This is a genomic window from Shewanella sp. Iso12, from assembly GCF_012030025.1.
Lineage (GTDB): Bacteria > Pseudomonadota > Gammaproteobacteria > Enterobacterales > Shewanellaceae > Shewanella > Shewanella algae.
Map to the genome: position 1 here is coordinate 1 of NZ_JAAUHW010000044.1, position 615 is coordinate 615.

General features: G+C 62.4%; 1 protein-coding gene. It reads right to left on the minus strand.

Annotated features, from left to right (window positions below; translation table 11 throughout):
• A partial coding sequence (vgrG, locus tag HCX89_RS22655; protein WP_167717527.1) for a type VI secretion system tip protein VgrG occupies positions 1-615 on the minus strand: 615 nt, incomplete at both ends.

A 615-nucleotide genomic window follows, 5' to 3' on the forward strand; every position in this document is an offset into this window, starting at 1 on the left:
CCCTGCTCGCCGGTGTGGCTGACCCCCACCATTACCCATTCGCGGTTAAGGCTCGCATCCGGGTGTTCGCTCAGGGCAAACTTCTGCCCGCTCAACGCCTGCAGTTGGTCACTCTTGAGCAGCAGCTGCTCGCTCTCCCGTCGCAGTCCCGCCAGGCGCACCTTGCTGAACAGTTTGCCGTCGGTATCGTCCTTGTAGCGCCCCGGGTAGTCGAAGTGTTCATAGCCGCTCTGTTGCCAGTCTGCCTCCTCTGTGCTCGGTTGCAGGAAGCTGTAGGCCGGTTTGCGGAAGCTGTAGTCCTTGAGGGTGGCCCCGCTCTCGGCCCGGCGGTGGCGGTATTCGGCGCTGCGGACACTCGCCTGCTCGGCGCGTCCACCCGCCAGGGCGTTGTAGGGGTAGCTGTGGGGGCTCAGGCTCAGTTTGTCCAGTGCATCGCACAGCACCAGGGTGTGTTTGTCGCTGCTGTGCTCGAAGTAGTAGAACAGTCCCGCTTCGCGGGTCAGGCGTTCGAAGAAGTCAAAGTCGCTCTCGCCATACTGCACGCAGTATTCCCGTTTGCGGCTTTCATGGCGCGGGTCACAGCGAAAGGCGTAGTCGGTAATGCCCATTTCGCCA